This is a genomic window from Massilia paldalensis, assembly GCF_044901715.1.
GTDB classification, from domain to species: Bacteria; Pseudomonadota; Gammaproteobacteria; order Burkholderiales; family Burkholderiaceae_D; genus Telluria; species Telluria paldalensis.
Genome location: NZ_JBJCIU010000002.1, coordinates 733,819 through 757,574, shown reverse-complemented (window position 1 = coordinate 757,574; position 23,756 = coordinate 733,819). Strand labels below are relative to the sequence as shown.

General features: G+C 68.1%; 21 protein-coding genes. 16 read left to right on the top strand and 5 right to left on the bottom strand.

Going from position 1 to position 23,756, the window contains the following annotated elements; translation table 11 throughout:
* Positions 1–110 precede the first annotated feature (110 nt).
* The gene (locus ACI1V7_RS13075; RefSeq protein WP_404532184.1) at positions 111–1,118 is read right to left on the bottom strand and encodes a serine/threonine protein kinase; all 1,008 of its coding nucleotides are present in this window, start codon (positions 1,116–1,118) and stop codon (positions 111–113) included.
* A 226-nt stretch (positions 1,119–1,344) separates the two neighbouring features.
* Here ACI1V7_RS13075 and ACI1V7_RS13070 point away from each other — a divergent pair, with 226 nt between their 5' ends.
* A complete protein-coding gene (locus ACI1V7_RS13070) occupies positions 1,345–2,376 on the top strand; it encodes an alpha/beta hydrolase (protein ID WP_404532183.1) in 1,032 nt (343 codons plus the stop codon).
* A 130-nt stretch (positions 2,377–2,506) separates the two neighbouring features.
* Entirely contained in the window at positions 2,507–3,196 is a 690-nt protein-coding gene (locus ACI1V7_RS13065) for a UPF0149 family protein (protein ID WP_404532182.1), read from the top strand.
* 221 nt (positions 3,197–3,417) lie between these two features.
* Here the strand turns inward: ACI1V7_RS13065 and ACI1V7_RS13060 are convergent, their stop codons facing one another.
* Positions 3,418–4,572 carry an HPP family protein gene (locus ACI1V7_RS13060; RefSeq protein WP_404532181.1) on the bottom strand — a complete coding sequence of 385 codons (1,155 nt, stop codon included), beginning with the start codon at positions 4,570–4,572 and terminating at the stop codon, positions 3,418–3,420.
* 88 nt (positions 4,573–4,660) lie between these two features.
* On the opposite strand from ACI1V7_RS13060, the gene ACI1V7_RS13055 reads away from it, so the two are divergent.
* A complete protein-coding gene (locus tag ACI1V7_RS13055) occupies positions 4,661–5,095 on the top strand; it encodes a MarR family winged helix-turn-helix transcriptional regulator (protein ID WP_404532180.1) in 435 nt (144 codons plus the stop codon).
* 96 nt (positions 5,096–5,191) lie between these two features.
* Positions 5,192–6,148, top strand: coding sequence for an MBL fold metallo-hydrolase (locus ACI1V7_RS13050; RefSeq protein ID WP_404532179.1), 957 nt, complete (start codon positions 5,192–5,194; stop codon positions 6,146–6,148).
* Between the two features lie 48 nt (positions 6,149–6,196).
* Here the strand turns inward: ACI1V7_RS13050 and orn are convergent, their stop codons facing one another.
* Positions 6,197–6,757 carry an oligoribonuclease gene (orn, locus tag ACI1V7_RS13045; protein ID WP_404532178.1) on the bottom strand — a complete coding sequence of 187 codons (561 nt, stop codon included), beginning with the start codon at positions 6,755–6,757 and terminating at the stop codon, positions 6,197–6,199.
* 128 nt (positions 6,758–6,885) lie between these two features.
* On the opposite strand from orn, the gene ACI1V7_RS13040 reads away from it, so the two are divergent.
* From ACI1V7_RS13040 to ACI1V7_RS13020, 5 genes are all read left to right on the top strand, one after another.
* Positions 6,886–8,151, top strand: a complete 1,266-nt coding sequence (locus ACI1V7_RS13040; protein WP_404532177.1) for a M48 family metallopeptidase — start codon at positions 6,886–6,888, stop codon at positions 8,149–8,151.
* On the top strand, positions 8,148–8,492 hold the full coding sequence (locus ACI1V7_RS13035; RefSeq protein ID WP_404532176.1) for a 4a-hydroxytetrahydrobiopterin dehydratase: 345 nt from the start codon (positions 8,148–8,150) through the stop codon (positions 8,490–8,492). The genes ACI1V7_RS13040 and ACI1V7_RS13035 overlap by 4 nt, the downstream gene beginning before the upstream one ends.
* Complete coding sequence (rsgA, locus tag ACI1V7_RS13030) at positions 8,489–9,418, top strand: ribosome small subunit-dependent GTPase A (RefSeq protein WP_404532175.1); 930 nt, start codon at positions 8,489–8,491, stop codon at positions 9,416–9,418. The genes ACI1V7_RS13035 and rsgA overlap by 4 nt, the downstream gene beginning before the upstream one ends.
* A gap of 113 nt (positions 9,419–9,531) precedes the next feature.
* Positions 9,532–10,455 (top strand): ornithine carbamoyltransferase, encoded by a 924-nt coding sequence (gene argF, locus ACI1V7_RS13025; RefSeq protein WP_404532174.1) that lies wholly within the window; start codon positions 9,532–9,534, stop codon positions 10,453–10,455.
* A gap of 121 nt (positions 10,456–10,576) precedes the next feature.
* Positions 10,577–11,809, top strand: coding sequence for an argininosuccinate synthase (locus ACI1V7_RS13020; protein WP_404532173.1), 1,233 nt, complete (start codon positions 10,577–10,579; stop codon positions 11,807–11,809).
* 67 nt (positions 11,810–11,876) lie between these two features.
* On the opposite strand, the gene ACI1V7_RS13015 is transcribed toward ACI1V7_RS13020, so the two are convergent.
* The gene (locus ACI1V7_RS13015) at positions 11,877–12,854 is read right to left on the bottom strand and encodes an IS1595 family transposase (protein WP_404532172.1); all 978 of its coding nucleotides are present in this window, start codon (positions 12,852–12,854) and stop codon (positions 11,877–11,879) included.
* A 416-nt stretch (positions 12,855–13,270) separates the two neighbouring features.
* A complete protein-coding gene (locus ACI1V7_RS13010; RefSeq protein WP_404532171.1) occupies positions 13,271–15,622 on the bottom strand; it encodes a catecholate siderophore receptor Fiu in 2,352 nt (783 codons plus the stop codon).
* A 196-nt stretch (positions 15,623–15,818) separates the two neighbouring features.
* Here ACI1V7_RS13010 and ACI1V7_RS13005 point away from each other — a divergent pair, with 196 nt between their 5' ends.
* From ACI1V7_RS13005 to cheB, 7 genes are all read left to right on the top strand, one after another.
* Positions 15,819–16,139, top strand: a complete 321-nt coding sequence (locus ACI1V7_RS13005; protein WP_404532170.1) for a YkgJ family cysteine cluster protein — start codon at positions 15,819–15,821, stop codon at positions 16,137–16,139.
* An 87-nt stretch (positions 16,140–16,226) separates the two neighbouring features.
* Positions 16,227–18,050, top strand: a complete 1,824-nt coding sequence (locus ACI1V7_RS13000) for a methyl-accepting chemotaxis protein (protein ID WP_404532169.1) — start codon at positions 16,227–16,229, stop codon at positions 18,048–18,050.
* Between the two features lie 40 nt (positions 18,051–18,090).
* Positions 18,091–18,543, top strand: a complete 453-nt coding sequence (locus ACI1V7_RS12995) for a chemotaxis protein CheW (RefSeq protein ID WP_404532168.1) — start codon at positions 18,091–18,093, stop codon at positions 18,541–18,543.
* Positions 18,540–19,748 (top strand): CheR family methyltransferase, encoded by a 1,209-nt coding sequence (locus ACI1V7_RS12990; RefSeq protein ID WP_404532167.1) that lies wholly within the window; start codon positions 18,540–18,542, stop codon positions 19,746–19,748. The genes ACI1V7_RS12995 and ACI1V7_RS12990 overlap by 4 nt, the downstream gene beginning before the upstream one ends.
* Positions 19,745–20,422: a chemotaxis protein CheW gene (locus ACI1V7_RS12985; protein WP_404532166.1), complete on the top strand. Its 678-nt coding sequence runs from the start codon at positions 19,745–19,747 to the stop codon at positions 20,420–20,422. Before ACI1V7_RS12990 ends, ACI1V7_RS12985 begins: the two co-directional genes overlap by 4 nt.
* The gene (locus ACI1V7_RS12980) at positions 20,419–22,734 is read left to right on the top strand and encodes a hybrid sensor histidine kinase/response regulator (protein ID WP_404532165.1); all 2,316 of its coding nucleotides are present in this window, start codon (positions 20,419–20,421) and stop codon (positions 22,732–22,734) included. Before ACI1V7_RS12985 ends, ACI1V7_RS12980 begins: the two co-directional genes overlap by 4 nt.
* Positions 22,731–23,720 carry a chemotaxis-specific protein-glutamate methyltransferase CheB gene (gene cheB / locus ACI1V7_RS12975; RefSeq protein ID WP_404532164.1) on the top strand — a complete coding sequence of 330 codons (990 nt, stop codon included), beginning with the start codon at positions 22,731–22,733 and terminating at the stop codon, positions 23,718–23,720. Before ACI1V7_RS12980 ends, cheB begins: the two co-directional genes overlap by 4 nt.
* Positions 23,721–23,756: the final 36 nt, after the last annotated feature.

The window sequence follows — 23,756 nt, the reverse complement described above, 5'->3', positions numbered from 1 at the left end:
AATCCAGCCTCGCGTCCATTATGACGCAAGCGCGGCCCGCTTGTCGCGTCGAGCAGGGGGCCGAACGCCGTTCTGTTCCCTGCATATTGACGCACCGCGTGGCGCCGCCGTCAGACGGGCCACAGCGGCGGCTCGTCCATCAATGCCACCTGCTCGCGCAATTCGAGGATCCGGTCCTGCCAGTAGCGCTGGGTATTAAACCAGGGAAAGGCCGCCGGGAAGGCCGGATCGTCCCAGCGCATCGCCAGCCAGCAGGAATAATGCACGAGGCGCAGCGTGCGCAAGGCTTCGACCAGGTACAGCTGGCGCGGATCGAACTCGCAGAAGTCCTCGTAGCCGGCCAGCACGTCGCCCAGCTGGCGCACCATGTCCTGGCGCTCGCCCGACAGCAGCATCCACAGGTCCTGGATGGCGGGGCCCATGCGGCTGTCGTCGAAGTCGACGAAGTGCGGGCCGTCGGCCGTCCACAGCACGTTGCCGGCGTGGCAGTCGCCGTGCAGGCGCAGTTGGGGCAGGCTGCCGGCGCGCGCGTAGCAGCGCGCCACGCCGTCCAGCGCCTGGTCCAGCACGCTGGTGTACGCGGCCAGCAATTCCGGCGGGATGAAGCCGTGGCCCAGCAGCCAGTCGCGCGGGGCGCGCCCGAACGTGTCGATGTCGATGGCGGGGCGCTCCATGAACGGCCGCGCCGCACCCACCGCGTGGATGCGGCCGATGAAGCGGCCGATCCACTCGAGCGTCTGCGGGTCGGACAGCTCGGGCGCCCGTCCGCCGCGGCTGGGGAAGACGGCGAAGCGGAAGCCCGCGTGCTCGTGCAGGCTGCGGCCCTGCAGTTCCAGCGCCGGCACCACCGGCACTTCCTGCGCCGCCAGTTCGGCGACGAAGGCGTGTTCCTCCAGGATGGCCGCGTCGCTCCAGCGCTGCGGGCGGTAGAACTTGACCACCACCGGCGGCCCCTCCTCGCAGCCGGCGCGGTAGACGCGGTTCTCGTAGCTGTTCAGCGCCAGCAGGCGGCCGTCGCCGTACAGGCCAACGCTGTCGAGGGCATCGAGGACCGTCGCGGGATCGAGACGGGAGAATGGGTGGACGGCGGCGCCCTCTTGGTCGTGCTGGATAGTCATGCCGCCATTGTAAGGCCGGCGGCGGCCCGGCGCACCTGCCCGCCGCTTTGCCGAATTTGTTTCCATCAGTGGATGAACACGGCCTGGAATGCGGTAATCTCGCCTTTTTCAGGGGCATAAACAACGGATTTGACGATGCAAGGTGCGTGAGCGCACGGAGCACACGGGCACCGCCGCGGTTTCATGGACACCCCGGCACCCGCTGCCCCCATCGGAGAACACGACAATGAAGAACAAAGCGCTTCCCCTGACCGCCCTCGCCGCCGCCATGCTGTGCGGCGCCGCCTTCGCCCAGGACGCGGCCCAGCCGCCCAAGGCCGATGCCGCCATGCAGAAGGTGCTGGACGCCCACAAGGCGCTCGGACCGAAACCCATCGAGACCCTGAGCCCGGAAGAAGCGCGCAAGCAGCCGACCGTGGCCGACGCCGTCAAGAAGGTCTTGTCGGACGCCGGCAAGAGCACGGCGCCGGAAGCGGGCGTGACGGTCAAGGACATGAGCGTCCCGGTGCAGGGCGGCAGCGTGCCGGTGCACATCTATACGCCGGAAGGCAAGGGTCCCTTCCCCGTGATGGTCTACTACCACGGCGGCGGCTTCGTCATCGCCGACACCAAGGTCTACGACGCCTCGCCACGCGCGCTGGCCAAGATGGCCAAGGCGATCATGGTCTCCGTCGACTACCGCCAGGCGCCGGAACACACATTCCCCACCGCACCCAATGACGCCTACGCGGCCTATATCTGGACCACCCAGCATGCGAAGGAATTCAACGGCGACCCGATGAAGGTCGCCGTGGGCGGCGAATCGGCGGGCGGCAACCTGGCCACCGTCGTGTCGATGATGGCGCGCGACAAGAAGGCGCAGATGCCCGTGCACCAGCTGCTGGTCTACCCCGTCGTCGACAACGACATGAACAACGCGTCCTACCAGCGCAACGCGAATGCCAAGCCGCTCAACAAGGCGATGATGGGATGGTTCTTCAAGCACTACGGCGCCGATCCGTCGAACCCATATGCGCTGCCGATGAAGGCCACCTCGCTCAAGGGCCTGCCGCCGGCGACCATCGTCGCGGCCGAGATCGACCCGCTGCTGTCCGAGGGCAAGGCCTATGCCGACAAGCTGAAAAAGGACGGCGTCAAGGTCGACTACAAGGAATACAGCGGCGTGACGCACGAATTCTTCGGCATGGGCGCCATCGTGCCGAAGGCCAAGGATGCGGAGCAGTATGCGGCCGACGCGCTGAAGAAGGCGTTCAAGTGATCGCTTGACCCCGAACGCCTGGCGCCGTGCGCGGACAGGCGACAGGCGCGGCCGTGGCCGCGCCTTTTTTTCGCCCGCCGGGAGGCGCAGGCGTTACACTGGCGCCTTCATGTGAAGGAACCACGTACCAATGCAACTCGAGCAACCCCTCTCCGACAAAGAATTCGACGACCTCGACGGCTTCCTGCTGTCCGAACGCTGCCCCGAAGGCGCGATGACGCTGGACACGCTGCACGGCTACCTGACCGCCATCGCGATCGGGCCGCAGACCATCATGCCGGCCGAGTGGCTGCCGCGCGTATGGGGCGAGGAAGGCGCCGTCCCCAACTGGAAGAACCCGAAGGAAGAACAGCGCATCGTCAACCTGATCATGCGCTTCATGAACGAAGTGCTGATCACCTTCGAAGTCGCGCCCAAGGAATTCGAACCCCTGTACGTCGAGCACGAGGTCGACGGCGAGACGCTGATCGATGCCGAAGCCTGGTGCTGGGGCTTCTGGGAAGGCATGGACCTGCGTCCCGGCTCCTGGGACGAGATCTGGGAATCCGAGGCGGGCCCGCTGATGCGCCCCCTGTACCTGCTGGGCGCCGACGAGATCGACGAGAGCGAACTGGCCGAGGTCGAGGACCCGCGCAAGGCGCACCGGCTGGCGCTGGAGATCGAGGCCAACCTGCCCGCCATCCACCGCTTCTGGCTGCCGCGCCGCAAGGGCGCCGTCGAGACGGTGCGCAACGAGGCGCCGAAGGTCGGCCGCAACGACGACTGCCCTTGCGGCAGCGGCAAGAAGTTCAAGAAGTGCTGCGGCGCCGAGCAGGCTTGATGAATTCGGGGTCAGAGCACATTGTTTCCTGAATTCGGGGTCAGAGCACATTTTCGATAAATTGCTCTGACGGCAAACTGTCCCGTGTCCTGCACGACTGCAGGCGCGTGGGCTGGCCATCCGAAGGAGGGAACTTTTCCCATGCACTATTGAGCGAAAAAGTGCTCTGACCCCGAATTTTCCGGAAATGGTGCTCTGACCCCGAATTTCTGACCCCGCGTTCAGGCCGGCTGCGTCAGCCGGCTTTCCACCAGTGCCGCCAGCAAGTCCGACTGGCCCACGATCCCCACGAATTTCCCCTCTCCGTCCACCACCGGCACGTGGTGCAGGCCCTCGTTGCTCATCAGCGGCACCAGGTGGGCGATGGTGTCGTCGGCGCGCACGCTGGCCACGTCCTTTTGCATCACGTCCGCCACCGCGGCCGGCTGCGGCGCGCGCACGCCCAGCAGGTGGCCCAGCAGCGCGCGCAGGCGTTCGCGCAGCGTCAGGTAGTCGTCCAGGCCGACGTGGCGCAGGAAATCGTCCTGGCCGATCATGCCGACCACGCGCCGCTGCTCGTCCAGCACCGGCAGCGCGCGCAGGCGGTGGCGGCGCAGCTGGCGCCAGGCATGCGGCAGGCCCATCGCGGGTCCGACGGTCACGGCATCGGTCGACATGATGTCGGCGCAGGTGACGGTGCCGAAGCGGCGCGCGTAGGCGCGCATCTCGGTCTCGAGCAGGATAGCTTCCAGGTCGTCGCGGCTGACGTCCAGCACCTGGCCGTAGCGCGCCAGCGCCGCGTCCAGGTCGGCCGTCGTGAAGCCCAGGCGCGCCGTCGGCACCGGGTCGCGCGTGGCGTGGACGTTGCGCAGCGCCGATTGCTGGGTATGCGGATAGCGCCGTCCCGTCAGGTTGTTGAACACGAGCGCCACCAGCACGATCAGCGCCGAATTCAATCCCACCGGCAGCAGGGCGAAGGTGAAGCCGGCCGCGTGCACGGCCGGCCCTCCCATCACGGCCGTCAATGCCACCGCCCCGCTGGGCGGGTGCAGGCAGCGCAGCATGAACATGACGAAGATGGCGACGGCGCCCGCCAGCGGCGCGGCCAGCAGCGGCTCGTGCACGATGCGCGCGCAGGCGATGCCGACCAGGGCCGAGATCGTATTGCCGCCGATGACCGACCACGGTTGCGCCAGGGGGCTGGCCGGCACGCAGAACAGCAGCACCGCCGACGCGCCCATCGGCGCCACCAGGGTCAGCGGCATGCTGCCGGCCCCCGCCATCTCGCTCAGGAGATAGGTGACGAACAGGCCGACCATGGCCCCGGCCACTGCGCGCAGCCGTTCGCCGCGCGATGCCGTCGTCGCCTGCGGCACGAAGGACCGCACCCATTCCATTCCCTTGTCCATTGTCGCCACAGAATTCTCTCCGAACAATTACATCACATCATGATATATTGAAAGTTCCAATGATGTCAGCCGCCGAATGAAACGAAAACCTGTTCCAGAACAAGACGCGCTACAACAATCCGACTTTGCCGCCCTGTCCGAATTTCGCTACCAGATGCGGCGCTACGAGCGCTTTTCCGAGCGCGCCGTGCAGGCCGAGGGCATCACGCCGCTGCAATACCTGCTGATGTTGCACATCAAGGGGTTCAAGGACCGCGAATGGGCGACGATCGGTGAGCTGGCCGAGCGCCTGCAGGCGCAGCAGCATGGCGTGGTGGCGCTGGTCAGCCGCTGCGAGGCGGCCGGCCTGGTCGAGCGGCGCGCCCATGCCGGAGACCGCCGCCGCGTCGAAGTGCACCTGCTGCCGGCCGGCGAAGCGATCCTCGCGCGCCTGGCCGCCGTCCACCGCGCCGAGCTGCGCGCCTTGCAGGGCGTGTTCACCGTGCCCCACTTGCCCGCGCATCTACCTTGAGATAGGGCAAATGGCCATAGCGTTCAATCAATGCACATGTGGGCTATATACGATATGAAACTACTTGCCTATCCAAGTACTTTCACCGAGGACACCATGATCACTGCACTCTCCCGCTCCCTGCTGGCCGCCGCCATCGCCACGGCCGCCATCCTCCCTGCGGCCCAGGCCGCCGCGCCGATGGTCAAGACGCCGGCACCCGGCTACGCCCGCGTCATGCTGGGCGACTTCGAGATCACGCCGCTGAGCGACGGCACGGCCGACCTGCCGATGGACCAGCTGCTCAAGCAGCCGGCCGACGCGACCCGGGCCACGCTGTCGAAGAACTTCCTGAAACTGCCGCTGGAAACGTCGACCAATGCCTTCCTCGTCAACACGGGCAGCAAGCTGGTGCTGGTCGACACGGGCTCCGGCGCCTACTTCGGCCCGACCCTGGGCAAGCTGCTGAACAACCTGAAGGCGGCCGGCTACCAGCCGGAACAGGTGGACGAGATCTACATCACGCACATGCACCCGGACCACGTGGGCGGCCTGGCGGCCGACGGCAAGCGCGTGTTCCCGAACGCCACGCTGCGCGCCGCCAAGGCGGATGCCGACTACTGGCTGAACAAGGCGAACGAAGCGAAGGCGCCGGCCGACAAGAAAGGCTTCTTCGGCCCCGCACAGGCATCCATCACGCCCTACATCCAGGCCGGCAAGTTCAAGCCCATCGAGGGCGACGGCGAACTGGTGCCGGGCATCACCGCGCTGGCAGCGCCGGGCCACACCCCGGGCCACACGATCTACCAGGTGCAGAGCCGCGGCCAGAAGCTGCTGCTGATCGGCGACCTGATCCACGTGTCGACGGTCCAGATGGACAATCCGCAAGTGACGATCGGCTTCGACAGCGACGAGAAGGCGGCCTATGCGGCGCGCAAGAAGAATTTCGACCAGGCGGCCAAGGAAGGCGAACTGGTCGGCGCCGGCCACCTGCAGTTCCCGGGGCTGGGACACCTGGTGGTCCAGGGCAAGGGCTACCGCTGGGTGCCGGTGAACTACACCCAGGTACGTTGAGACGGTAGCGCAGCAAGGCGGCGTGCCCCGGCGGGCACGCCGTTTCATTTACAGCTTGATGAAGTGCTCGCGGTAGTAGCGCAGCTCTTCGATCGATTCGATGATGTCCGCCAGCGCCGTGTGCTTCTGCGCCTTCTTGAAGCCCGAGGCCAGCTCCGGCTTCCAGCGGCGGCACAATTCCTTCAGCGTCGAGACGTCCAGGTTACGGTAGTGGAAGAACGCTTCCAGCTTGGGCATGCCGCGCGCCATGAAGCGGCGGTCCTGGCAGATCGAGTTGCCGCACATCGGCGACTTGTTCGCGGGCACCCATTGCTTGAGGAAGGCGATCAATTCCTGCTCGGCCTGGGCCTCGTCCACGGTCGACGCCTTGACGCGGTCGATCAGGCCGGACTTGCCGTGCGTGCCCTTGTTCCAGTTGTCCATCTTGTCCAGCGTCTCGTCGCTCTGGTGGATGGCGAGCACGGGGCCTTCGGCCAGCACGTTCAGGTCGGGGTCGGTGACGACGACGGCGACTTCGATGATGCGGTCGTTGTCCGGATCGAGGCCCGTCATTTCCATGTCGAGCCAGATCAGGTTGAACTCGTTGGGGCGTGGGGTGGCTTGTGACATAATTCTCTCTTTACGCTTTGATCAGTGGGGCTTTGAACCCCATATAGTCAGTTGGGGTCAGAGCACAAGCGTGTAAACCGTGCTCTGACCCCAAAAACAGAAGAATTGAATTTTCTCACAGGCACAGCATGCTTTCATCCGGGTTTTCGCTCGTTTTCGTATTTTTCCTCCTGCTGACGCTGGCCCTGCGCACCTGGCTGGCCACGCGCCACATCCGCCACGTGCTGCGCCACCGCGGCGCCGTGCCGGCCGAGTTCGCCCCGAAGATCCCCCTCGCCGCGCACCAGAAAGCGGCCGACTACACGGTCGCCAAGACCCGCCTGGGCCTGCTGGGCGCGCTGTGGGGCGGCGTCGTGCTGGTCGGCTTCACGCTGCTGGGCGGCCTGCAGGCGCTGTCCAGCGCCGTGCTGCAGTTCACCGGTCCCGGCATGCTGCACCAGATCCTGCTGGTGGTGGCGTTCGCCATCGTCTCCGGCGCGCTCGACCTGCCCTTCTCCTACTACCGCCAGTTCGTGCTCGAGCAGCGCTACGGCTTCAACAAGATGAGCGTCGGCCTGTGGATCGCCGACATGGTCAAGGGCGGCCTGGTCGGCGCCGTCATCGGCCTGCCGCTGCTGTGGGTCGTGCTGACGCTGATGGACAAGACGGGCGGCCTGTGGTGGCTGTACGCCTGGCTGGTCTGGACCGGCTTCCAGCTGCTGATGATGGTGCTGTACCCGACCGTCATCGCCCCCATGTTCAACAAGTTCACGCCGCTCGCCGACGAGTCGCTGAAGGCGCGCATCGAAGGCCTGATGGCGCGCGTGGGCTTCGCCTCCAAGGGCCTGTTCGTGATGGACGGCAGCAAGCGTTCGGCCCACGGCAACGCCTATTTCTCCGGCTTCGGCGCCAACAAGCGCATCGTGTTCTTCGACACCCTGCTCTCGCGCCTCGCCCCGCCCGAGATCGAGGCCGTGCTGGCCCACGAGCTGGGCCACTTCAAGCTCAAGCACATCGTCAAGCGCATGGTCGTGCTGTTCGCGCTGTCGCTGGCGTTCCTGGCCGTGCTCGGCTACCTGAAGGAGCAGGCCTGGTTCTACACGGGCCTGGGCGTCGAGCCCCTGCTGGGCGCGTCCAACGATGCGATGGCCCTGCTGCTGTTCATGCTGGTGCTGCCCGTGTTCACCTTCCCGTTCTCGCCGCTGTCCTCGTTCACCTCGCGCAAGCACGAATTCGAGGCCGATGCCTTCGCGGCCGCCAACAGCGATGCGCGCGACCTGGTCTCGGCCCTCGTCAAGATGTACGAGGACAATGCCTCGACGCTGACGCCGGACCCGATCCATTCCGCCTTCTACGACTCCCATCCGCCGGCGTGGGTGCGCGTGCGGCAGCTGCAGGCGTCGGGGGCCGTATGAGCGCGGCCGTCACGCTCATCGACCGCCATTGCGTCGAAGGCGCCGCGGCGCTGGACGCCGCCGCCCTCCCGGCCCTGCTCGCCCAAGTGCCCGGCTGGCAGGCCGCCGGCAACCGGCTCGAACGCCGCTTCGCGTTCCGCGACTTCCATGAAACCATGGAATTCGTGAACGCCCTGGCCTGGATCGTGCACCGCGAGAACCACCATCCCGAGCTGCAGGTATCCTACAAGCACTGCACGGTCGCCTTCACCACGCATTCGGCCGGCAACGCGCTGTCCGAGAACGACTTCATCTGCGCCGCCCGCATCGACGCGCTGCTGGCAGAACGGGGCCAGGCGTGAGCCGCGCCCACAAGCAGGCCCGGGCCGGGGGCGAAGACCTGGCCGGCACCGTCGTCGCGGCCCACGGCCGCCACTACGTCGTCGACGTCGACGGCCAGCTGATGCAGTGCGTCACGCGCGGCAAGAAGACCAACGTGGCCGTGGGCGACGTCGTCCACCTGCAGCGCACGTCGGCCGACCAGGCCGTCATCGAACGGATCGCCGAGCGCACCACGCTGCTGTACCGCTCCGACCAGTACAAGAGCAAGCTGCTGGCGGCAAACATCACGCGCCTGTTCATCGTCATCGCGACGGAACCGAGCTTTTCCGACGACCTCGTCTCGCGCGCCCTCGTCGCCTGCGAGGCGGCCGGCATCGAGGCCCACCTGATCCTGAACAAGGTCGACGTCGAGGAACCGCTGGCGCGCGCGCGCGAACGGGCGGCGCTGTACACGAACATGGGGTATCCGCTGCACGAGGTGTCGGCGCGGGCCCGGCCCGAGGAAGCGGTGGCGACCTTGATGCCGCTGCTGCAGGGACAGTCCTCGATCTTCATCGGCCAGTCCGGCATGGGCAAGTCCTCGCTGATCAATCTGCTGGTGCCGGATGCCGACATCGCCGTGCGCGAGATCTCGGAAGCGCTCGACACGGGCAAGCACACGACCACGTTCACGCGCCTGTACCGCCTGCCGGGTGACGGCGGCGGCAACATCATCGACTCCCCGGGCTTCCAGGAATTCGGCCTGTACCACCTGTCCGAAGGCATGCTGGAGCGCGCCTTCGTCGACTTCAAGCCCTACCTGGGCGGCTGCAAGTACTACAACTGCCGCCACCTGGCCGAGCCGCAATGCGCGATCCTGCAGGCGGTCGAGGAAGGCAAGATCGCGAAGCTGCGCCATGAACTGTATGCGCAGCTGCTGCACGAGTCGGCGCAGACGCTGTACTGATACCAATATCGGCGAAAATTCGCCGGAGCAAAATCGACTTGTCGGTCCATAATTTCTTGGAAGGCAAGCAAAACCGCTTATAATTCAAGAGATCACCGCATCCCAGGCATAACATGGCTGTCACTCCCATCAAGCACTTCCTGCAGATTTCCGACTTCACCCGCGACGAGTTCGAGTACCTGATCGAACGTGCCACGGTCATCAAGCGCAAGTTCAAGGCCTACGAGGTGTACCACCCGCTGGTCGACCGCACGCTGGTGATGGTGTTCGAAAAGAGCTCGACCCGTACCCGCCTGTCCTTCGAGGCCGGCATGCACCAGCTGGGCGGCGCGGCGATCTACCTGAACACGCGTGACAGCCAGCTGGGCCGCGGCGAACCCGTCGAGGACGCCGGCCAGGTCATGTCGCGCATGTGCGACATCATCATGGTGCGCACCTTCGGCCAGGACATCATCGAGCGCTTCGCCGCCCACTCGCGCGTGCCGGTGATCAATGGCCTGACCAACGAACACCACCCCTGCCAGGTGCTGGCCGACATCTTCACCTACTGGGAACACCGCGGCTCGATCGCCGGCAAGACGGTGGCCTGGATTGGCGACGCCAACAACATGCTGTACTCGTGGCTGCAGGCGGCCGAGGTGTTCGGCTTCCACCTGAACGTGTCGACCCCGAAGGGCTACGACATCGACCCGGCGCTGGTCGCCACGAAGAACTACACGGTATTCGAGAACCCGTCGGATGCCTGCGCGGGCGCCGACCTCGTCAACACGGACGTGTGGACCAGCATGGGCTACGAAAAGGAAAACGCCGAGCGCCTGAAGGCCTTCGACGGCTTCATCGTGGACGGCGCCAAGATGGCGCGCGCCAACAAGGACGCCCTGTTCATGCACTGCCTGCCGGCGCACCGCGGCGAGGAAGTCGCGGCCGAAGTCATCGACGGCCCGCAATCGGTCGTCTGGGACGAGGCCGAAAACCGCCTGCACGTGCAGAAAGCCTTGATCGAGTACCTGCTGCTCGGCCGTATCGAAGACAACTAAGTATCGATTTCATCACCCCCAAGCTTGATCGTCGGATCTGGACGACTTCCCGCCACGGCGGGAAGAAAGCCATGTCCGGCTGACCATCTCCCCCCTCCACGTTCATATCAACGGAACTTCCATGAGCGACATCAAAAAAGTAGTCCTCGCCTACTCCGGCGGCCTCGACACCTCCGTCATCCTGAAATGGCTGCAGGATCACTACCAGTGCGAAATCGTCACCTTCACCGCCGACCTCGGCCAGGGTGAAGAGCTGGAACCGGCGCGCGCCAAGGCCATCAAGTTCGGCATCAAGCCGGAAAACATCTATATCGACGACGTGCGCGAGGAATTCGTGCGCGACTTCGTGTTCCCGATGTTCCGCGCCAACACCGTCTACGAAGGCGAATACCTGCTGGGCACCTCGATCGCGCGTCCGCTGATCGCCAAGCGCCTGATCGAGATCGCCAACGAGACCGGCGCCGACGCCGTCTCGCACGGCGCCACGGGCAAGGGCAACGACCAGGTGCGCTTCGAACTGGGCGCCTATGCGCTCAAGCCGGACGTCAAGATCATCGCCCCGTGGCGCGAGTGGGACCTGCTGTCGCGCGAGAAGCTGCTGAAGTATGCGGAAGATGCCGGCATCGAGATCGACATGAAGCACAAGAACGGCGGCGCGCCCTACTCGATGGACGCGAACCTGCTGCACATCTCCTTCGAAGGCCGCCACCTGGAAAACCCGAGCGCGGAAGCCGAGGAATCGATGTGGCGCTGGACCGTGTCGCCGGAACAGGCGCCGAACGAAGCGGAATACCTCGACATCGAGTACGAACACGGCGACATCGTCGGTCTGAACGGCAAGAAGATGAGCCCGGCCGAAGTGCTGACCGAGCTGAACCGCCTGGGCGGCAAGCACGGCATCGGCCGCCTGGACCTGGTCGAGAACCGCTACGTCGGCATGAAGTCGCGCGGCTGCTACGAAACCCCGGGCGGCACCATCATGCTGCGCGCCCACCGCGCGATCGAATCGATCACGCTGGACCGCGAAGTGGCGCACCTGAAGGACGACCTGATGCCGCGCTATGCGTCGCTGATCTATAACGGCTACTGGTGGGCACCGGAACGCGTCGCGCTGCAGACGCTGATCGACCACACCCAGAAGAGCGTCAACGGCTGGGTCCGCGTAAAACTGTACAAGGGCAACGTGATCGTCGTGTCGCGCGACTCGAAGACCGATTCGCTGTTCGACATGAACATCGCCACCTTCGACGAGGACGGCGGCGCCTACAACCAGGCCGACGCGGGCGGCTTCATCAAGCTGAACGCGCTGCGCATGCGTATCGCGGCGAAGGCACGCGCCAAGCGCGGCCAGTAAGCCCCGACGCGGGACACGAAAAGCCGCCGGTCTGCAAGGACCGGCGGCTTTTTTGGCGTTGTTCGCGTTAGTTATGCGAGGTGCCGGCAGCCTGGCGGCAGCGCAGCGCCGCGCGCAGTAGCAAGGCCGGTGTCGTCAGGCACCTGTCGTCCAGGATGCGCTGCCATCCGGAGTAATGGACCAGATAGCGGCTGGCCACGCCACGAAAGCGCAGCAGCCACGTCTTGAAGCGGCTGTGCCATCCGTTCACGTTCTGGATGTGGAGCGCGCCGCGTGCGCGGACGCCCGCTTTCACGTTCACCGCTTCATGGCTCAATCCCGCCCTCGCCGCGAAGGTCCGGTAGGCCAGCGCCGCATCGCTGACGAGCAGCACATCCTGAGCCAGGACTGGTCCGAGGCACCGCGCCAGCTGGCTTGCCGTGACGGGGCCCCGGCCCGTATGAAAATCCAGCGTGTGGCCGCTGCGGTCGCGCGCCACCAGCAGGCAGTCGTGCTCGCGATTGATTCCGCGACGCCGGGCCACGCCACCCCGTCTCCTCGGCGGCCGAGTCAAGTGGCGCGAGCCCTTCTGCGATTCGAGCAGGTACGTTTCATCCGCTTCGACGATGGCCGACAATCGCGCGGGTCGCTCGTGCATGGCCGCCGGCAGAAAGCGATGACGCCAGCGAAAGCTGGTCGTACGGTGTACGCCGGTGACCGTGGCGGCATCGCGTACCGTGCGCGACTCCAGCAAGCACTGCAGATATGGCAGCCATTTCTCCTTCTTGCGTAGCCGCGCGAGCGGCGTTCCCGTCAAGGCGTTATAGCTGCGCCGGCAGCGGCAACAACGAAAGCGTTGCAAGCCGCTGGCGTGGCCGCAGCGGTGTACGCGGGGGCACGCGCAATGGGGACATGGGGGCGTGCCGGCCGCGCCCGCGATCACGGCCAGGCATTCGCCCGGATGCGCGATGGAGGCCAGCCAGTGGCGCAGCCGCGCCAGATCGTCGATACCTAGTGACAAGCGCTCCAGGGCAGCGAACAAGTCATCGAACGGCATGCTGCGCATTGCGGTCTCCCCATGAGTTACCTCGACCGTGGGTAAGACCGCAGAGATAGCGTCCGGTTCACATAATTAATGCGAACAGCGCCCTTTTTTTCGCCCTCGTCACCCCTGCGCAGGCAGGGACCCAAGCTCGGTTTCAGAAACCCGTACGTCGGAAAAGTCGCAACCTGTTTCGACGTCGCGATTCTTGACGCTCAACTTGGGCCTCTGCCTGCGCAGGGACGACGGGGTGGTAGGAACAACGTTCTTACATACCGGCGACAAAAAAAAACCGCCCTTCCCCCGTGAAGGGAAAGGGCGGCGAGGACCAACCCTGCCCGAAGCCGGAAGCGCCTCGTACTGCCCCCACAGCGTACGGGGCGCTTCCGGATCCGTGGGCGGCAGGGCCGCCTCGGTAAAACGCGAGAAACCCGGTCCCGTCAGAAGTGGAAGTTCGCGGTCAGGCTGGCCCAGCGCGGCGCGCCCGGCGTGTAGCGGTAGCCGCTCTTGTTGATCGCCGCGACGTATTCCTTGTCGCCCACGTTGTACACGTTCAGCTGCAGGTCGACGTAGCGGTTGATGCGGTAGGCCGCCATCAGGTCCACGACCGTGTAGTCGTCGGCGTAGGCCGGCGTGCCGACGGCGCCGTCGGTGCCGCGCAGCAGCTTGCCCTGGTAGCGCACGCCGCCGCCCACCTTCAGGCCGAACGGGAACTGGTACGTGGTCCAGCTGGTGAACGCGCTCTTGGGCGTGTAGGTCAGCGCATTGCCGCCACCGGCCGTGATCAGGCGGCCCGCCTCGATGCTCGTGTCCATGTAGGTGTAGCCGGCGTTGACGCTCCATTCGCGGGTGATCTCGCCCGTCACGCTCAGCTCGACGCCCTGCACGCGCTTCTTGCCCGTCTGGTAGTACTTCAGGTCCACCGGATCCTGCTCGACCTCGTTCTCGACGTCCGTGCGGTACAGCGCGGCGTTCAGGCCCAGCTTGCGGTTCATGAGCTCCATCTTGGCGCCGATCTCGGTCGTCTTGCTGACCTGCGGGACGAAGCTCGGGTTGGCCGCGCTGTTGGCGCTGCCGCTCAGCACCAGGTTCGAGCCCGGCGGCTGCTTCGAGTTGGCCCACAGCGCGTAGATGCTGCTGTTCTCGGTCGGCTTGTACATCGCCGACAGCTTGGCGCTGGCCACGTGGTCCGACAGTTCCAGGTGGGTCGGGATCTGGGTGCCCACCGGCAGCGTCGGGTTGGCCGTCGCCGTCGACAGCGTGACGGCGTCGTAGTCGACGTCGAAGTGGTCGACGCGGGCCGAGGCGCCGAACAGCCACTTGTCGCCCAGCTTGATCGTATCGAGCACGTAGAACGACTGGTTGGTCGACTGGCCCTGGGTACGGGCGCCGCTGCGCACGAGGTTCAGGCCGGTCGGCTGGATCGACGGATCCGGGCGGTACAGGTTGGCCGGCGCCAGCGCGCCGCCGCCCGTATAGCTGAAGTTCTTCTGCTTCTCGTCGGTCACGTCCAGGCCCGTCACCAGCGTGTGGTTCAGCTGGCCCGTCGCGAATTCGGTGGTCAGCGTGGTCTGGTTGGCCAGCACCGTGTTTTCCTGGTCCTTGATGGTACGGTTGGTGCGCGCCAGCGTCCAGCGCGACGGGTCGCCCGCCGAATCGATGTTGGCGGCCGTGCCCATGAAGGCGCTGAGCAGGTAGTCCTGCTGCGTCTTGCCGTAGCGCGTCGTGTTGCGCAGCTTCATGCTCGGGCCGAACTCGTGCTCGATGATCGCCGTCGCCATGTCGGCCTTGACGTTGTCGTAGTCGGACGTCGAGCCGTAGAAGTTGCGCGGATCGACGCGTCCCGCCGTGTTCAGCGCCGGGTCGGTCTTCGAATCCGGGCTGGTGTAGCCCGGCAGGCCGATGGTCGGCACGCCGCCGTCGGGCGTGTTGTCCTGCTTGACGTGCAGGTAGTTCAGGTACAGGTGGGTCGGGCCGTTCAGGCCGAAGGCCAGCGACGGCGCCACGCCCCAGCGCTTGTCGCGCACCACGTCGCGGCCCGGAATGCCGTTGTCCTGGTCGAGCAGGTTCAGGCGGAACGCGATGCCACGGGACGGGTCGATGACCTGGTTGATGTCGGCCGTGGCGCGGCGGCGGTGTTCCTCGCCGACGGTGACGCTGGCATTGGCCGAGCTCTTCATCAGCGGCTGCTTGGAATTCAGGTTGATCGAGCCGGTCGGCGCGCCGCGGCCCGTGTCGGTGCCGGCCGGGCCCTTGAGCACGTCGATCTGCTCGATGTTGAAGACGTCGCGCGAGATCGAGCCGATGTCGCGGATGCCGTCGACATACAGGCTGCCCGAGGTGTCGAAGCCGCGCATGTAGATCGCGTCGCCCGTGTTCGTGGTGCCGTTTTCGCCCAGGAAGAAGGTGCCCACGCCCGGGGTGTTGCGCAGCGCCTCGGTCAGCGTGGTGGCGCCCTGCTGCTCGAACAGCTCCTTCTTGATCACGATGACGGTCTGCGGCGTGTCGACCAGCTTCTCCGTGTACTTCGGCGATTGCGCGTGGTCGGCCTTGAAGTCGCTTTCCTTGTCGCCGCGGATGTGCACGCGGCGCGGATTGTCGCGGTCCTCGTCGCTGAGCGGACGGGCGTCGGCGCTTGCCGGCGCGCTAGCTGCGGCGGCAGCGGCGGCGGCGGCTGCGTCATCGGCGGCGTGGGCTGCCAGTGGCAGTACCAGCATGGACAGCGCCAGCTGGGCGGCGCCGGCCGGACGGCGCGAGGGAGTGGAATGCTTGCGGCTCTTGATTGCTCTCATGGTGGTCAGGACATTCAGCTTGGTATGTTTTTGTGAAATGTTTCTCTCAACGCAAATACTGTATCAAAGATTTCCCGATAAGTAAACGCGAATCATTCTCATTTGTTTTATCAATCTCGTGCAATCGTCGATCGGCTTGGCAGTCTGTGGCGTCCGCGCTACCATTTCCCACCCTGCATTCGTTGAGTCCTTGTCGATGAGCGAGACCGGTACCAACCCCTGCCTGGCCTGCGGCGCCTGCTGCATGAGCTACCGCGTGTCCTTCTATTGGGCCGAAGCGGACGGCCTGCCGCCGGCCATGACCGAACAGGTCACGCCCCATATCGCCTGCATGGCGGGCACGAACGCGTCCCAACCGCGTTGCGCGGCGCTGCGGACAGGCAGCGACGGCGCGGTCCTCTGCACCGTGTACGCGCAGCGCCCCTCGCCCTGCAGCGAGGTCGAGATCGGTGATGAAAAATGCAATAAGGCGCGTTTACGCCATGGCCTGGGGGCGCTGGCGGCGCTCGCCGTCTAGTTTCCTGAGGTTTTTTACTCTTCGGCTGCTCCGCTCATGCACGCGGGATGATAAATTCCCGCAAGATCCCCCAGATACGGAGTACGCATGTTCCAGCACTTGAGCATCAAGAACAAACTGATCGCCGGCTTCGCGACCATCGTCGCGATCATCCTGTTCCTGCTCATCCTCGCCTATAACAATTTCGCCAAGCTGTCCGAGGCCAACGGCTGGAACCGCCACACGCTGGAAGTGCTGCTGCAGACCGACCAGATCGCCACCTCGCTGCTGCAGGTCCAGGCGTCCACGCGCGGCTACCTGATCACGGGGAACGAGACCCTGGTCGCGCCCATCGCCACCGAATACGCCAACGCGCGCAAGCACCTCAAGCGCGCCGTCGAGCTGACCGCCGACAATCCCGCGCAACAGGCCCGCCTGTCCCAGCTGGACACGACGATGACGTCGTGGATCGAGCGCGCGATCAACGCCCAGATCGCCCTGCGCCGCAGCGCCGGCAATGGCGGCAACGGCGGCCTCGCGGCGATCGCCGCGCGCAACGAGGCGGCCGTGATGGCGGGCACCGCCACCGTGGCGACCATGCGCCAGCTGCTGGCCGACGTGGAGGGCGAGGAAAACCGCCTGCTGGCCCAGCGCCAGCACGACACGGCGGCGCTGCGCCAGTCGATGAACACCTTGATCACGAGCGGCGGCGTGGCCTGCGTCCTGCTGGCGATCCTCGTGTCGATGCTGCTGGTGCGCGCCATCTCGCGCCCGCTGGCCAGCCTGACGGAAGCCAGCCGCCAGATCGCGGCAGGCACTTCGGGCGCGCGCGCCGAGGTGATGTCGCGCGACGAGCTGGGCCAGGTGGCGATCGAATTCAACCGCATGGCCCAGGCCATCGAGGACAGCCAGGCCAAGGAGCTGGCCGTCTCGCGCGAGCTGCGCGCCAAGGTCGACGCGCTGCTGGGCACCGTGTCCAAGGCCGCGCGCGGCGACCTGACGGGCACCATCGACGTGCGCGGCGACGATGCCATCGGGCGCCTGGGCGAAGGCCTGGCCGCCATGTTCGGCAACCTGCGCAGCCTGCTCACCAACGTGCAACGCGCCGGCATCCAGGTGACGACGTCGGCGACCCAGATCGCCGCCTCCGCGCGCCAGCAGGAAGCGACGGGCATCGAACAGGCCCAGACCAGCGTCGAGGTGCTGTCGACCACGCGCGAGATCTCGGCCAACACCTCGCAGCTGCTGCGCACGATGGAGGAAGCGACGGAGGTCGCCGACTACACGACCACCGCCACCGCCGAGGCCCAGGACAACCTCAAGCGCATGGACCAGACCATGCAGCAGATGGTGGCGGCGACCGATTCCATCGGCGCCAAGCTGGCCGCGCTGTCCGAGAAGGCCAACAACATCACGGGCGTGCTGACCACCATCACCAAGGTCGCGGACCAGACCAACATCCTGTCGCTGAACGCGGCGATCGAGGCCGAAAAGGCCGGCGAGGCGGGCCGCGGCTTCTCCGTGGTCGCGAGCGAGATCCGGCGCCTGGCCGACCAGACCTCGGTGTCGACCTGGGACATCGAGCAGATGCTCAAGGAGATGCAGTCGGCGGTGTCGGCCAGCGTCATGGGCATGGACAAGTTTTCCGAGGAGATCCGCAGGAGCGTGGGAGAAGCGCGCCACGTGGCCGAGCAGCTGTCCGGCATGATGGACCAGGTGCGCAAGCTGGCGCCGCGCTTCGACCTGGTGCTGCAGGGGATGCAGTCGCAGGCCGTGGGTGCCTCGCAGATCTCGGAGACGATGATGCAGCTGTCCGACGCCAGCCAGCAGACCGTCGATTCGCTCAAGGCCACCAGCGAGGCCGTGCACCAGCTGCAGTACGCCGCCAGCGACCTGCAGCAGTCGGTCGCCACCTTCGCCGTGAACATGTGATGGCGGACGCGGGCGACGGCGAGGCCATGAGATGAAGGCGATGATGTTCCATATCGGGCGCGAACGCTATGCCCTGCCCCTGGCGGCGGTGCAGCGCGTGCTGCCGGTGGCGCGCCTGAAGGCGCTGCCGGGCGCGCCCCACTACGTGCCGGGCCTGCTGGACCTGCATGGCGAGCCGGTGCCCGTCATCGACCTGTCGCGCCTGGCCGGCACCCCGCCGGACGCGGTGCGCTACGACACCCGCTTCCTGCTCGTCGAGGTGCCGGCGCTGGGCCGCCTGCGCCGGCTCGGGCTGAAGGCCGAGCGCGTGACGGGCGTCGCCGACCTCGGCCCCGCGCTGGCCGACGGCGGCGTCGCCGCCGCGCCCTGGCTCGGCCCCGTCGCAGTGGGCAGCAGCGCCGGCGACGGCGCCGGCATGGTCCAGCTGCTCGATCCGCAGCGCCTGCTGGCCCCCGAGGTCGAACGGCTGCTGTTCGGGGAGCCGGCGCCATGAGCCTGCTGCGCACCATCGAGGAAGCCACGGGCCTGGTCCTCACCGAGGCCGACCTCGCGCGCGCCCTGCGCGAGCTGTTCCCGCACGATGCCGCCGCGCGCGCGGCCCATGCGCCGGCCCCGGGCACGCCCGCCTTCGACGCCCTGCTCGACCTGCTGGTGGTGCCGGAGTCGTGGATGTATCGCGATCCCGCCGTGTTCGAGGAAGCGCTGCGCTTCGTGCGCGCGCGCCTGGCGGCCCGTCCGGACGCCCGGCTGCGCATCCTGTCCCTGCCCTGCGCGGGCGGCGAGGAACCGTATTCGATGGCCATGTCGCTGATGCGCGCCGGGGTCGATCCGCGCCGCTGCCGCATCGACGCCTTCGATTTGTCGCATGCGGCGATCGCGCGCGCCAGGAGCGGCCGCTACACCCGCAACGCCTTCCGCGGCACCGACCTCGCCTTCCGCGAACGCCATTTCACGCACGCGGACGGACAGTGGACGGTGAACGCCGACGTGCGCGCCTACGTACGCTTCGCCCAGGCCAACCTGTTCGACCTGGACGCCGCGTCGATCGATGCCGCCGCGCTGGCCGGACGCTACGACGTGGTCTTCTGCCGCAACCTGCTGATCTATTTCGACGAGGACGCGACGCGGCGCGCCGCCGCCGTCCTGTCCGCGCTGCTGGCCGACGACGGCCTGCTGCTGTCCGGCTATGCGGAAGCGCCGGCGCTGTGCCGCAACGGTTTCACCTCGCAGGGATCGCGCCAGGTCTTCGCGCTGCGCAAGGAAGGCAACGCGCCGGCGGCGGCTCCGGCGCCGGCGGCGCGTCCGCCGGCGCGCCCCGCCCCGCCGGCGCCGCTGCCAACCGCGCCCGCGGCGGCCCCCGTGCGTGCGCGCGCCACGCCGCAGGACCAGCTGGCCCAGGCGCGGCGCCATGCCGATGCCGGCCGCATGGCGGAAGCGGAAACGCTGTGCCGCGGCCTGCTCGCGCGCCAGCCGGACCTGGCCGACGCCTGGTTCCTGCTCGGCGCCATCGACGAAGCGGCCGGCCGCACCCGCGCCGCCGAACGCTGCTGGCGCCGCTGCACCTATCTCGACCCGCAGCACTACGAAGCCTTGTGCAGCCTGGCGCTGCTGCACGAGCAGCTGGGCGATGCCGTGCGCGGCGCCAGCTTCCGCCGGCGCGCCGCCCAGGCCTATGAACGGCGCGGAGGCCCGGCATGAACGCGCACGTCCTGAACGATTGCTGGCGCCGCATCGGCGTGGCCGGCGACGCCAGCTGCGCCGAGCTGGCCGTGCACGTCCATTGCCGCAACTGCGGCAAGTATGCCGAGGCCGCGCAGCGCAGCCTGCAGCGCCCCGTCGACCCGGCCTACCGCGAGATGTGGGCGCGCGAACTGGCGCGCCCGGAACCGCCCGCGCAGGCGACCGACAGCGCCGCGATGGCGTTCCGCGTCGGCCACGAATGGCTCGCGGTGCCGCTGGTGCTGGCGCAGTCGGTCGCGCCGCTGGCGCCCGTGCACCGGCTGCCGCATCGCAGCAGTCCGGGTTCGGCGCTGCTGGGCATCGTCAACGTCGGCGGACGCCTGGTGCCGGCCGTGTCGCCGGCGCGCCTGCTGGGCATCGATACCGATGGCGTGCCGCCCCCGCTGGGCCGCCATGCGTTCGCCCGGCTGCTGGTGCTGGCGGCGGGCGCGCGCGCCCAGCCGTTCGCGCTGCCGGTCGATGAAGTGCATGGGGTGGTGCGCTACGCCGCCGCCGCCGTGCGCCCGGCCGCCGCCACCGTGGACCATGCGCCGCTGCCGCTGCTGGCCGGCGTGGTCGCCGACAGCGCCATCGAGGCGGGCCTGCTCGACGCCCCGCGCCTGGAGCGCCAACTGGAAGGATTGCTGCGATGAGCCTGGACGGTGACCTGAGCGGCTTTTCGATGACGGAGCTGTTCCGCCTGGAGGCGCAGGACCAGGCGCGCGCGTTGACCGACGGCCTGCTGCTGCTGGAACGGGGCGAGGCCGATGCGGCCACGCTGGAAGCGCTGATGCGCGCGGCCCACTCGATCAAGGGCGCGGCCGCCATCGTCGGCCTGGAGCCGGCCGTAAGGCTGGCGCACGCCCTGGAAGACGTGTTCGTCGCCGCCCAGCACGGCCGCCTGCGCCTGGGCGGGGCCGACATCGACACGCTGCTGGGCGCCGTCGACCTGATGCAGAAGCTGTCCGTCGAGGACGAAGGCGCGGGCGCCGCCGTCGACGCGACCGTGACGGCACTGGGCCGCCTGCGCGGACGCGGTCCCGCGGCTCCTGCCGCCGCACCGACGCCTGCACCGGCACCGGCACCCGCACCTGCACCGGCACCCGCACCTGTACCTGCGCCGGCCCCTACGCCCGTGCCGCCGCCCGCGCAAGCCGCACCCGCGCCGGCATCCACGTCCACGCCGCCCCCCGTCCCCGACGCGGCCGCTCCCGCCAGCGACGACCTGCTGACGCTGGCCGGCCAGGCGCGCCTGCAGGCCGGCCGGCTGCGCCCGTGGATCGATGCCCTGCAGCGCGACAAGCGCCAGCAGCGCATGCTGTCCGACACGCTGGAACAGCTGCACGACGCGGCGCTCGCGCACGGCGACACGCGCCTGCTGGACCTGGCGCGCCTGGCGCTGGACCGCATGCGCCCGCTGCGCGACGCCACCTGGCGCCACATCGCCGACGCCGAGCAGCACGAACGGCAGGCCGTGAACCTGTCCACGCGCATGCTCGACGAACTGCAGCTGCTGCGCATGTGCCGCTTCGGCGACGGCGTGCATGCGCTGCCGCGCATGGTGCGCGACCTGGCGCGCGGCCTGGGCAAGGACGTGCGCGTGGAGATCCGCGGCGCCGACGTCCTCGTCGACCGCGCCGTGCTGGACCGGATGGAAGCGCCGCTGAACCAGCTGCTGCGCAATGCCGTCGACCATGGCATGGAACTGCCGGCCGAACGCGTGGCGGCGGGCAAGCCGGCCCACGGCACCATCCGCCTCGAGGCGCGCCACCGCGGCGGCATGCTGGTGCTGGAAGTCGAGGACGACGGCCGCGGCATCGATCCCGAACGCATCCGCAGCGCCGCCGTGGCGCGCCGCCTGGCCGCGCCCGCGTTCGCGCCGGCCCTGTCGCAGGCGGAGCTGATGGAGTTCCTGTTCCTGCCCGGCTTTTCGCTGAAGGAGACGCCGAACGAGCTGTCCGGGCGCGGAGTCGGCATGGACATCGTGCACGCCGCCGTGCAGCGCCTGAATGGCAGCGTGCGCGCCGAGTCGCGCCCCGGCGCCGGCTTCGCCACCCTCGTCACGCTGCCGCTGACGCAATCGATCGTGCGCGCGCTCGTCGTCGACGTGCTGGGCGAAGCGTATGCGCTGCCGATCGCGCGCGTGGAGCGCGTGCTGCGCCTGCCGGCCGCGGAAGTGCGCACGCTGTCAGGCCGGGCCTTCCTGGAGCTGGACGGCGAGCACGTGGGCCTGGTGCCGGCCGGCCAGGTGCTCGACCTGGGCGAGACGGCGGGCGCCGACGAGCTGGCCGTCGTCGTGATCGGCGCCGCGCGCGAGCGCTACGGCCTCGTCGTCGACGCCGTGCACGGCGAACAGGGCCTGACGGTGCAGCCGCTCGAACCCGTGTTCGGCAAGCTGCGCGACGTGGCCGCGGCCGCCCTGCTCGACGACGGCGCCCCCGTGCTGATCCTGGACGTGCCCGACCTGCTGCTGTCGATCGCCCGCCTGCTCGGCGAAGGCGCGCGCCTGCAGCTGGGGGCGACGGGCGTGGGCCCGGCGGGCCTCGGCGCCGCCGCGCGGCGCGTGCTGGTGGTGGACGACTCGCTCACGGTGCGCGAGATGCAGCGCAAGCTGCTGGCCGCGCGCGGCTACCGGGTCGACGTGGCGCTGGACGGCATCGACGGCTGGAACCAGCTGCGCGCCGGCGACTACGACCTCGTCATCACGGACATCGACATGCCGCGCCTGGACGGCATCGGCCTCGTCGGACGCATCCGCAGCGACCCGCGCCTGCACCGCCTGCCCGTGATGATCGTGTCGTACAAGGACCGGCCGGAAGACCGCGCGCGCGGCCTGGAGGCCGGGGCCGACTGGTACCTGGCCAAGGGCGCCTTCCACGACGCCTCGCTGCTGGACGCCGTGCGCGACCTGGTCGGCGACGCGCACGGCCATGTGCAGGGCGAACGGCACGGAGGCGCGCCGTGAGGATCGCCATCGCCAACGACAGCCCGACCGCCGCCGAGGCGCTGCGGCGCGCGATCGCGGCGAGCGGCGAGCACCAGCTCGCGTGGATCGCGCGCAACGGCGTCGACGCCGTGCGCCTGTGCGCCGACCTGCCGCCCGACCTGGTGCTGATGGACCTGGCCATGCCGCTGCTGGACGGCGTCGAGGCCACCCGCCGCATCATGCGCGACAGCCCGTGCGCGATCCTCGTCGTGACGGCGCAGCCGCAGGACCACGTGCACCAGGTGTTCCGCGCGCTCGGCGCCGGTGCCCTCGACGTCACCGCCACGCCGGTGCTGCTGGGCCAGGGAGGCGAGGAAGCGCTGCTCGCGAAGATCCGCACCATCGGCAAGCTGGTCACGGGCGGCGCGCCGCCCGCGCCGACCGGCACGGCCGGCGTCAAGCGCCTGGTGGCGATCGGCGCCTCGACCGGCGGCCCGGTGGCGCTGGCGCGCCTGCTGAAGGCATGGCGGCCGCCGCCCGACACGGCCACGATCATCGTGCAGCACATCGATCCGGAATTCGCCGTGCACCTGGCGCGCTGGCTGGGCGAGCAATCGAAGACGAAGGTGCGCGCGATCGCCGGCGGCGACGTGCTCGAGGGCGGCGTCGTGCTGGTCGCCGCCAGCAACGACCACCTGCGCCTGGCCCCCGGCCACCGCCTGTGCTACGACGAGCACCCGCGCGACGAGATCTACCGGCCGTCGATCGACGTGTTCTTCCATTCCGTCGCGCGCCACTGGGAGCGCGGCGCCATCGGTGTCCTCCTGACCGGCATGGGCCGCGACGGCGCGGCGGGCCTGCTGGCCATGCGGGAGGCCGGCCACGCCACCATCGCCCAGGACGAAGCCAGCAGCGCCGTGTACGGCATGCCGCGCGCCGCCGCCGAGAACGGCGCCGCCGCACGGATACTGCCACTGGATGAGATCGCGCAAGCTTTACCAGTTAAAATGGTCGATCCGTCGTGACTACGGCGGCCATTTTCCGTTTTTACCGAATTTTCC